Origin of the sequence: Cohaesibacter haloalkalitolerans (assembly GCF_003574655.1) — a bacterium.
GTDB lineage: Bacteria > Pseudomonadota > Alphaproteobacteria > Rhizobiales > Cohaesibacteraceae > Cohaesibacter > Cohaesibacter haloalkalitolerans.
This window is the reverse complement of record NZ_QNUM01000019.1, coordinates 1-9,478: the sequence shown is the minus strand read 5'-3', so window position 1 is coordinate 9,478 and position 9,478 is coordinate 1. Positions and strand designations below refer to the sequence as shown.

Genomic DNA, 9,478 nt, shown 5'->3' with positions numbered 1-9,478 from the left:
CAGTGGACCGTTCGTGAACAGAATGATCTTATTGCCCTTCTCTTCGGACTTCAAAAAGTTAACGAAGCATGAAAATGACGCCGATCACAGGATAAATAGGGCCTACTTAAAACTTTGCGACGAGCCCGCTGAAAGGCTTCTTGAAGAAATGTAACCTTCGTGCTACATATTTGGATAATCTGTAAAACGAAGGTGCCAAAATGCCAACGCCACACAACCCTCCTGCCGCCGTACGTCGTGCGTTGCGCAAGCTCGGGGCCGACATCCATGACGCGCGCCGACGCAGACGACTTCCGATGGCAGTTGTTGCAGAACGGGCCTTCACCTCTCGTTCTACCTTGCAAAGGGTCGAAGCTGGCGACACCAACGTCAGCATTGGTATCTATGCCAGCGTTTTGCAAGCTCTCGGACTGCTGGATGGATTAAACCAAATCGCCGACATCAGCAATGATAGCGTTGGGCAAGCTCTGTCCAGCGCCGACCTGCCGAAACACGCCCATCTCAAGCGATCAACCGGATCGTCCCGCAATGACTGATTTCGAAGTCCATATCGATCTGGATGGTCGCACGCGACAGATAGGGCTGGCGCGGAGCAATCGTGTTCGTGGCACAGAGACCATTCTTTTTGAATACAACGATGCGTGGTTGGATGATCCCGCCAGGTTTTCTCTGGAGCCCGCCCTTGCTTTGAGTCGCGGCGCTTTCGCACCACCCGCTGGCCTCGCCACTTTCGGCTCTATCGGTGATTCCGCACCTGATACATGGGGGCGCCGATTGATGCAACGTTCTGAGCGTCGCTTTGCCGAACTAGAAGGTCGAACCGTCCGAACGCTCACCGAGAGCGACTATCTCCTTAATGTCGCCGACGAGACCCGGCTTGGCGCATTGCGATTTCGTTGGGTTGGCGATGATACGTTTCAGGCACCAATCCAGACGGGAGTGCCTGCGATCATCGAACTTGGTCGTTTGCTTCAGATTACCGAACGGATTCTCTTGGATGAAGAAAGCGACGATGACCTTCAACTCATCTTTGCCCCTGGCTCTTCCTTGGGCGGTGCCCGGCCCAAGGCGTCGGTAGTCGACCAACATGGCCACCTCTCCATCGCCAAGTTTCCCAAGGAGACCGATGATTACAGCATAGAGACGTGGGAAGAGATCGCCCTGCGGTTGGCAGAAGATGCTGGCATCGTCACACCAATGCATGAACTCGTCGATGTCGCGGGCAAGAAAGTGATGTTGTCGCGTCGCTTTGATCGCAATGGTGCAGTCCGAATTCCTTTTTTATCCGCAATGGCCATGATGGGTGCCAAAGATGGTGAGCGTAGCAGCTATCCCGAGATCGTTGACGTTCTTGCCGAACATGGCGCTCAGGGAAAGACCGATGCGCAGGCGCTCTATCGTCGCGTTGTCTTCAATGTGATGATCTCCAATGTGGACGATCATCTGCGCAACCACGGCTTTCTTTGGTCTGGAAAATCTGGCTGGTCACTCTCTCCTGCATATGACCTTAATCCGGTGCCCGCCGATGTCAAGGCGCGGGTGCTGTCAACCAACATTGATCTCGACGAGAGCACTTGTTCGATCGATCTATTGGAAGAAGCTTCGGGATATTTTGCTTTAACGTTGGCACAAGCTCGCACCATCATCAAGGAAGTGGCAACCGTGACGGCAACCTGGCGCGAGACAGCCAGAGCTGTCGGCGCGCGTCCGGCCGAGATCAAGCGCATGGCAAGTGCCTTTGAGCATGAAGATCTGACGGGGGCACTGGCCCTGTGATAAGGGTCTTCGTCCCCGCCAGCCAACCTTCAATGGCCGCTGCGGGCCTTCAGTTGCGAGCCAATGCAGCAACATCGTTTCATGACAGAGGCCATCCGCCAGGTGTCTAACTTTTGAATTTCATGACCGATTTTCGATAGTCGTCCGGTGTTCTACCGGTCATCCGCCTGAACATCGCGATGAAGGATGAGGCTCTGTTATAACCGAGCGAAGACGCTATATTCTGGACGGGCTCACCTGCCTCCAGCAAGGGCATTGCCTTTAACACGCGCAGCCTCTGCTTCCATTCGGCAAAGGGGATTCCCAGATCGCGCTGACAACGGCGTATCAGAGTTCGCTCTGTCGTCTCATGAAGTCGAGCCAGTTCAGCAAGAGATCGATTATCAGCGGAATTGTCCTGAAGATGCTGCAGAATAGGTTCCAGCAAACTGTCCGTCGACCACGGCAGGAAAGACCCGACCTGTTGCCCTGCTGCAAATAGATCAACAACCACTTGCATAAAGCGAAGATGTGCCGGGTCGTTCGGATTAGTTCCTTCCGTTTCCCTTAGATGTTCCAGCATGGTGCGCAGCATCGGGCTGACTTCTAGTGCCGTGGTCTCCTTGGGTAGCGGCGCGCACAGATCGAGAGAGACATATAGCGAGCAATGCACGGCGGCCTGCCTGTTGAGACCCTGATGCTCCATGTTTGGCGGTAGCCACACCGCATATTGGGGCGGGGCGAGAAAGTAGCCATCCTTGAGACTGATCTCCATTACGCCACTGTAGGAATAGACCAACTCCCCCCATGGGTGACTGTGGCGCGGATAAATCGCGTTCTTCGGCATCTGCGCTGACCGGAAATATAGCGGTTGCGGCAATTGTTCCCGAAACGGCGCATCATGAAGATGCGGTTTGCCCGAACGGCCTGTCAGATTCTCAATAGCAACTGTCATAATTTCAATATATACGCATTTGATGACAATTGCTATCGTCCTTGTAAATTACAAGGAGTAGGATTTTGGATCACCGCAAACCTCTCGATCTGAAGGCCATTGGCCTGATGATTATTATCTGCATAATCTGGGCCATGCAGCAAATCGGCTTGAAGGCAACAGACAGCTATGCCTCCTCTGTGCTTCAGATCGGCATTCGCTCCGGGCTTGCGGCTGCCTGCCTCTATGCTTTGACTGCGATTCAGCAAAAGCGACCGGTCTTTTTGGGGAAAACCGCTTTCCTCGGAGCGGTGGCGGGCCTATTCTTCTCGCTTGAGTTCTTCCTTATCGGTAAAGCTCTACAATATAGCACGGCATCCCATGTAGTTGTTTTCCTCTATACCGCGCCGGTTTTTGCGGCTCTTGGTCTGCATCTGAAACTGCCGACAGAGCGTCTGTCACCCGTTCAGTGGGGCGGCATTTTCGTCGCCGTTATCGGCATTGCCTATGCTTTTTTGATGCCATCTGAGGTTCAGGCCGGAGCGATAAGCTCTGCTCCAACATGGATGGGAGATGCTATGGCGCTCGCGGCCGCTGCGGTGTGGGGCGCAACGACCGTTCTGATCCGGACGACCGATCTCAGCGACTTGCCCGCGACACATGTGCTTTTCTATCAGCTTTCGGTCACTTCGATTGTTCTGATCTTGATTGCGGTTCTGACGCAGCAAATTGCGGTTATCCCCTCAGCTCTGCTCTTCTGGAACCTTGCTTTCCAGACCATCATTGTCGCTTTCGCGAGCTTTCTATGCTGGTTCTGGATGCTGACCCGTTACAAGGCCTCGCAGTTGGGCGTCTTTTCCTTTCTGACACCGTTGTTTGGTGTCATTCTAGGCGCTTTCCTGCTTCATGAGCCTCTGACGCCCCCATTCCTGACAGGATCCGCCGGGGTGTTGATTGGCATCATAACCGTCAGCGCCAGCCCCTGGATCGGGAGGTTTCTTCACGCCCATCGTCACCGCAACACAGATCAGGAGATCGCAGTATGAAAGCGCATATTGTTCTCGCTCACCCCGAGCCGCAATCCTACAACGCCCATCTTGTCGAGATCGCTCGGAATCAGCTCGAACGAGAAGGTTATTCGGTCACCGTCTCGGATCTCTACGCCATGGGATTTGATCCTTGCGAGCGGGCCAGCCACTATTCTGATCGGATCGTTTCGATGTTCAGAGCGAACAGCGCCATGCATCATCGGCCGGGGCTATTCCGATTGATATTCAGGAGGAAATCGCCCGCCTAGAAGCGGCTGATCTGGTGATCCTGCAATATCCCATGTGGTGGCACTTGCCACCCGCCATCCTCAAGGGGTGGATGGATCGTGTCTTCATTTACGGCTCGGTTTACACCAGCAAGAAGCGGTTCGAGAATGGCGCCTTCACAGGCAAGAAAGCCATGCTTTCGGTGACAGTTGGAACGAGCCGTGAGACCTATGAGTATAACGGCCGCAGCGGCGACATTGATCTGATGCTCTGGCCGGTGAACTTCAATCTCGCCTATGTCGGTTTTGATGTTCTGGAGCCATTCATTTCCTATGGCGTCGAAGCGGGGCTTCGATATTCATCCGCTGAAGAGGTCGAACAGCGCCTCCAGGCCATAACAGATGAACTGCAAAAATCAATCTCGCAGCTGTCTTCCCGTTCAAAGATACCCTTCAACAGGATGGAAGAGTGGGGGGGTGACGGTCACATCATTCCAGACGCTCCGGCTCATTCCGCCTTCATAAGGCACAAAGAGCATTTGGACCTTGGATGACGCTTGTTAGGCGATCAGAGCTGTGGCTTCCATCGCCAACGCTCCATCCTCTCTTTTGGCCCAGAGCTTGAAGCTTTTACCACCCGCTTCCGGTTTGCCATGCAGAGAGAAGGTTTCAGAATCGTAGATCGTTGAAACCGCCTGGAACTCGAACCTTCTGACGACAGCTTCTGGAAGTTCACGTCTCAAGAGATCAAGAAGCAAGGTCGCAATCAGTGGCCCATGCACCACCAATCCCTTGTATCCCTCGGAACCAACGCAGAAGGGATGATCATAGTGAATGCGATGCCCGTTAAATGTGAGGGCAGAATAGCGAAACAGCAGAACCGGATCAGGCTTGATCTCGCGTGAGAATGCGCAGCCTTCCGGCGCCACTGGAGGAGGTGGTGGTACCGCGCCCGGAGCGGCTTTTTCACGATAAACGATGTCGTGCTCCTCATCGATCCCGAGATCCTCACCATCAAACACCCGATGTGCGACGGTTACAAAGACCAACTGTCCGGATCGCCCTTTCTTCGCCCTGACCGACTTGATGGTCGAGACCTTGCGAAGCCGGCGACCGATGGACATTGGCCCCAGAAAGGTCACTCGGCTGCCCGCCCACATCCGGCGCGGTAGCGGAACAGGAGGCAGAAAGCCACCAAGAGCCTTATGACCGTCATATCCCGCGTCTGAGAGCTTGAAAATGGGCAGGAAATAGAGCCAGTGCCAAAGTGGCGGCAAGGCTGACCCAACGCTGTATTCTGGATCATCCCGATTCAGCGTGGCAGCAAGGGCATTGGCAGGAAAAGACGAAATGTCGTCTTCATGAGTCTCCGATTTGCCGATCCATTCGTCAAGTTGTGTTTGATCCATCGCGATACCGTATCCTGTTATCACTTCTGCTTTGCTATATCGATCAGCGCTCTGAGGGCTTCAGGTAGTTGTCGGCGGCTGGGATAGTAGAGAAAGAAGGCTGGGCCCATGGACGACCATTCTGGCAAAACTTGTACCAGTTGGCCTGACGCCAATTGCTCTTTGACACGAGCTTCCAATATATAGGCGATCCCTACGCCGGTCTGAGCGAGTTGCACGATCACATTGGTCTCGTTGGTAATAAGGTGCCAGTCGGTGTCCAGCAGAACCGCCTCTTCGTCACGCTCCAGTTCCCAGTGATAGAGAGCCCCGTTTCCCATGCGCATGCCGATACATCGGTGGTCCTTCAGATCTGATGGCTTTTCCGGAGATCCAAACGCTTCCAGATAGTCAAGGGATGCGACCATGATCCAGTTGAGCTCAGGCCCCAAAGGAATGGCGATCATGTCCTGAGGCACGGCATCCCCATAGCGAATGCCCGCATCAAAACCGTCTTTGACGATATCGACCATGCGGTCCTCGATCACCATCTCCAGTCGGACATCGGGGTAGGTTCGGCAATAATCGGACAGAATTGGAGCCAAGACCAGTCTGGCTGCATCGGTCGGTACATTGAGACGTAAATGCCCAGCGGGCCGATCGCGATACCGGTTAAGGGCTTCAAGTCCGCTTGCGATAGCGGAAAATCCGGTCTGGATTTCCTTGAGTAGATCCTCGCCAGCAGGTGTCAGGGTCACGCTCCGATTGGTGCGGTTGAACAGGCGCACGCCCGTGCGTTCCTCAAGCCCTCGCATGGCGTGACTGAGTGCCGAGGGGTTTATATCAAGTTCTTTTGCAGCTTTGCGGAAACCGCCGGCTTCAGCGATACAGCGGAACTGATTGAGATCGCCCAAATCACTTCTGGTCAGTTTCATAGCCATTGTCCATCCAGCAATCCCCAAATAGCACAATTGGTGAATTGATATAAACACCTCGTGTATATTCATGCAACTTATCAATCCATTCGCCATCTCATATCTTGTCAGCAGGACACCTCATATCGAAAAAGGAGAGCCCGATGTCACCACGAATGGATACCATCATTGCAGCAGGCAACGTGGCGGTGATCACTGGAGCGGCAGCCGGCTTGGGCGCCGCACTGGCTCGGTCCTTGTCGCAACAGAGCATGAAGCTGGCGCTCTTTGATTGCAATGAAGAAGCCCTAACGTCCTTGGCCTCAACTTTGCAGACCGAAACACTGATCGTCTTTGGAAATGCTGCTGACCGGAATGATCTCCGTCGGTTCCATTCCGCCACGATTGAGCGGTTTGGCGCCGTGCAACTGCTCGTCAACAATGTGGGCATGGGCAAAAAGGCTGGACCGTGGGATTCGCCTGAAGACTGGCAGCAGGTGCTTGATGTCAATTTCACCTCAGCCCTCGCCATGCAGCATCTGCTTGTTCCGGCCATGATTGCATCTGATGAGCCCGCCGCAATCATCAACCTCGGCTCCAAGGAAGGCATCACCACGCCGCCCGGCAATGCAGCCTATTCTGTTTCCAAAGCCGCCATCAAGGTACTGACGGAACAATTGGAGCATGAATTGCGCACTGCCACGGATGGTCGCGTCACTGCCCATTTGTTCGTTCCGGGCTACACCTGGACGCCGATGAATGCGGCACACAAGCCTGAACTTAGCGAAAAGCCTGACGCAGCCTGGACGGCGGAGCAGACGATAGAGCACTTTCTTGCCCGTTTGCAGAAAGAGGATTTCTACATTCTCTGCCCTGATGGTGAGGTGACCCCCGACATGGACGCTCGACGCATGCGCTGGGCCGTCGAAGACATGATTTTCAATCGGCCAGCCCTGTCGCGATGGCATGACACCTTCAAGGGAGCATTCGAGAAATGGATGAAATCCTAAAACCCCGTGCCCTGGTTACAGGGGGATCCGCCGGGATCGGGCTTGAACTTGCGAAATTGCTCGCAGCCGAAGGCTATGACCTCATCATGAGTGGAGCAAGCGGGCGCGTGCAGCAAGCCGCAGAAGACCTCAGATCTTACGGTGGAAAGGTGATGGCTGTTCAGTCCGACCTGTCAAAATCCTCGGGCGTGGATGCGCTTGTCGAGGCGAATAAGCAGTCCGGCGATACCCTTGACGTGCTGGTGCTTAATGCCGGGATTGCTGTTGGCGGTGCCTTTCTGGATCTACCGTTGGAAAAACATCTCCATCTGCTTGATCTCAATATCATGTCCACGGTGCGCCTGTGCCATGCCCTGTTACCACAGGTCATCGCTGCCAAAGGCAAGGTGCTGATGGTAAGTTCCCTGTCGGCTACAACGCCAACGCCGTTCGAGAGTGTTTATGGCCCTTCGAAAGCATTCATGACCTCCTTTGGCCACGGCCTGCGGGAAGAATTGCGGGATACCGGCATCACAGTGACTTTGCTGCACCCCGGAGCGACCGCCACAGAGTTTCATGCCCGTGCAGGGATGGGCACCACGGCGTTTGGAGACAATAGCTGGAAGAATGATCCGGCACTTGTCGCTCGCCAAGGCTTCGATGCCCTGATGGCAGGCGTAACAAGCCTCGTCGGCGGGGACGAAGCCACTCAGGCAGCCGGTCGAGACCATCTCATCACCAGTGAAGAAGAAAAAGCCCGGCACCACGCAGAGCAGGCGCGTCCGGGAAGTCGCCCTCAATCATGAAGGAACAGATGATGCATAATGTAAACGCAAATGGTGCTTCGATCCCGTCTCTGGGCTTTGGCACATACCGTATGAAGGACGCAGAAGTCATGGACGTGCTGCCCGAAGCGATCAAGCTTGGCTTTCGCCATATCGACACGGCGCAGGTCTATAACAATGAAGCTGCAGTCGGTGCGGCGATCAAGGCATCGGGCGTGGCACGGGATGAAATCTTTCTCACCACCAAGGTGTGGGTCACTAAGTTCGATCCTGCCGACTTTATCCCTTCTGTCGAAGAGAGCCTTGAAAAACTGGCGGTAGACCATGTTGATCTGTTGCTGCTTCACTGGCCCCACGGCAGCGACGTACCGATGGAAACCCAGATCGAAGAGCTCAACAAGACGGTGGAACGAGGCATGACCCGCCATATCGGCATCAGCAATTACACGGTTGCTCAGATGCAAAAAGCCGCCTCTCTGAGCAAGGCACCTATTGTCACCAATCAGGTCGAATATCATCCCTACCTCTCGCAGGCCCCGGTGCTTGAGGCCTGCGAACAGCTCGACATGTCAATCACCAGCTATTTCGGCATGGCGGATGGGGTGGTGCCAAAAGACGAACGCCTTGCAGAGATTGGAGCATCCCATGGTAAAACCGCAGCTCAAATAGCCCTTCGCTGGCTTGTGCAGCAGCCGCGCGTGATTGCCCTGTCCAAAACAGCTAAGCTGTCTCGCCTGCCTGAGAATTTCGGCATTTTCGATTTTGAACTCACAGATCAAGAGATGCAAGCCATCCATGCCATGGCAAATCCGGATGGACGGATTATCTCACCATCGGATCTTGCCCCTGAATGGGATTGACCCGCGGAAGGCTATAAACCGAAATCCTCAGAACAGGAAACTGGTCTGGGGAAGGACTTACCTTTGCGGCCTTAGCAGACACTCAAACTCCCACCCTCAGCTTCCCGAAAACGGACAAGGTGTCTACAACTCTAAGGGCGTTTCATAGCTGCATCTGCTGCCGACCGGAGGGTTGGGCTTGAAAGAGCAGTTTATCTTTTGACATGGCGAACCAGTCAATATCGAACGGCGATCAAACCCAGATCGCCGTTCGAGGCTGTTATGTCAAGCTGCGACGCTTTCGAGGAATGTCTCAATGTGTGAGCGCAGATCCTGCGTGCTGTTCTTAAGCTCGTCAGCGGCCCCTTTCACAGTGGCAGCGGATTGTGAGGCAACATTGGCCTTCTCCCTCACATTGCCCATATTGGCGGAGGCAGAAGCTGTGCTTTGCGCGGCCTGCTGAACATTGTTGGCAATCTCGTTGGTTGCTGAGCTTTGCTGATCAACCGCTGATGCGATGGCAGAGGTGTAACCGTCAACCTCACCCATGACGTTCGAGATATTTGCAATCGCTTCGACAGTCTCTCGGCTGGAAGACTGGATGGCGTGAATGAGAGAC

At 54.4% G+C, this 9,478-nt stretch carries 11 protein-coding genes and 1 pseudogene; 8 read left to right on the top strand and 4 right to left on the bottom strand.

Features of this window, described 5'->3' with window-relative positions; genetic code table 11:
* Positions 1-200 precede the first annotated feature (200 nt).
* Positions 201-536, top strand: a complete 336-nt coding sequence (locus DSL70_RS21990; protein ID WP_119310130.1) for a helix-turn-helix domain-containing protein — start codon at positions 201-203, stop codon at positions 534-536.
* Entirely contained in the window at positions 529-1,776 is a 1,248-nt protein-coding gene (locus DSL70_RS21985) for a type II toxin-antitoxin system HipA family toxin (protein WP_119310129.1), read from the top strand. The genes DSL70_RS21990 and DSL70_RS21985 overlap by 8 nt, the downstream gene beginning before the upstream one ends.
* 106 nt (positions 1,777-1,882) lie before the next feature.
* Here the strand turns inward: DSL70_RS21985 and DSL70_RS21980 are convergent, their stop codons facing one another.
* A complete protein-coding gene (locus DSL70_RS21980) occupies positions 1,883-2,710 on the bottom strand; it encodes an AraC family transcriptional regulator (protein ID WP_119310128.1) in 828 nt (275 codons plus the stop codon).
* Positions 2,711-2,775: 65 nt separating this feature from the next.
* Between DSL70_RS21980 and DSL70_RS21975 the strand changes: the two genes are divergently transcribed.
* From DSL70_RS21975 to DSL70_RS21970, 3 genes are read left to right on the top strand one after another with little or no spacing between them, the layout of a single operon-like run.
* Positions 2,776-3,735, top strand: a complete 960-nt coding sequence (locus DSL70_RS21975; RefSeq protein WP_119310127.1) for a DMT family transporter — start codon at positions 2,776-2,778, stop codon at positions 3,733-3,735.
* Positions 3,732-3,986, top strand: coding sequence for an NAD(P)H-dependent oxidoreductase (locus DSL70_RS22825; protein ID WP_280955371.1), 255 nt, complete (start codon positions 3,732-3,734; stop codon positions 3,984-3,986). Before DSL70_RS21975 ends, DSL70_RS22825 begins: the two co-directional genes overlap by 4 nt.
* A 14-nt stretch (positions 3,987-4,000) precedes the next feature.
* A complete protein-coding gene (locus tag DSL70_RS21970) occupies positions 4,001-4,498 on the top strand; it encodes an NAD(P)H-dependent oxidoreductase (RefSeq protein ID WP_342635306.1) in 498 nt (165 codons plus the stop codon).
* Between the two features lie 6 nt (positions 4,499-4,504).
* Here DSL70_RS21970 and DSL70_RS21965 read toward each other — a convergent pair whose 3' ends face one another.
* A complete protein-coding gene (locus DSL70_RS21965) occupies positions 4,505-5,353 on the bottom strand; it encodes an HTD2 family dehydratase (RefSeq protein ID WP_119310126.1) in 849 nt (282 codons plus the stop codon).
* 20 nt (positions 5,354-5,373) lie between these two features.
* Complete coding sequence (locus DSL70_RS21960) at positions 5,374-6,267, bottom strand: LysR family transcriptional regulator (protein ID WP_119310132.1); 894 nt, start codon at positions 6,265-6,267, stop codon at positions 5,374-5,376.
* 143 nt (positions 6,268-6,410) lie between these two features.
* Here DSL70_RS21960 and DSL70_RS21955 point away from each other — a divergent pair, with 143 nt between their 5' ends.
* Genes DSL70_RS21955 through DSL70_RS21945 form a run of 3 tightly spaced genes read left to right on the top strand, consistent with a single transcriptional unit; the run spans position 6,411 to position 8,880 of the window.
* Positions 6,411-7,256, top strand: a complete 846-nt coding sequence (locus tag DSL70_RS21955) for an SDR family oxidoreductase (RefSeq protein WP_119310125.1) — start codon at positions 6,411-6,413, stop codon at positions 7,254-7,256.
* Complete coding sequence (locus tag DSL70_RS21950) at positions 7,241-8,041, top strand: SDR family NAD(P)-dependent oxidoreductase (RefSeq protein WP_119310124.1); 801 nt, start codon at positions 7,241-7,243, stop codon at positions 8,039-8,041. The genes DSL70_RS21955 and DSL70_RS21950 overlap by 16 nt, the downstream gene beginning before the upstream one ends.
* A gap of 11 nt (positions 8,042-8,052) precedes the next feature.
* Complete coding sequence (locus DSL70_RS21945) at positions 8,053-8,880, top strand: aldo/keto reductase (protein WP_119310131.1); 828 nt, start codon at positions 8,053-8,055, stop codon at positions 8,878-8,880.
* A gap of 264 nt (positions 8,881-9,144) precedes the next feature.
* Here DSL70_RS21945 and DSL70_RS21940 read toward each other — a convergent pair.
* Positions 9,145-9,478 (bottom strand): annotated as a pseudogene (locus DSL70_RS21940) (methyl-accepting chemotaxis protein); the annotation flags it as partial.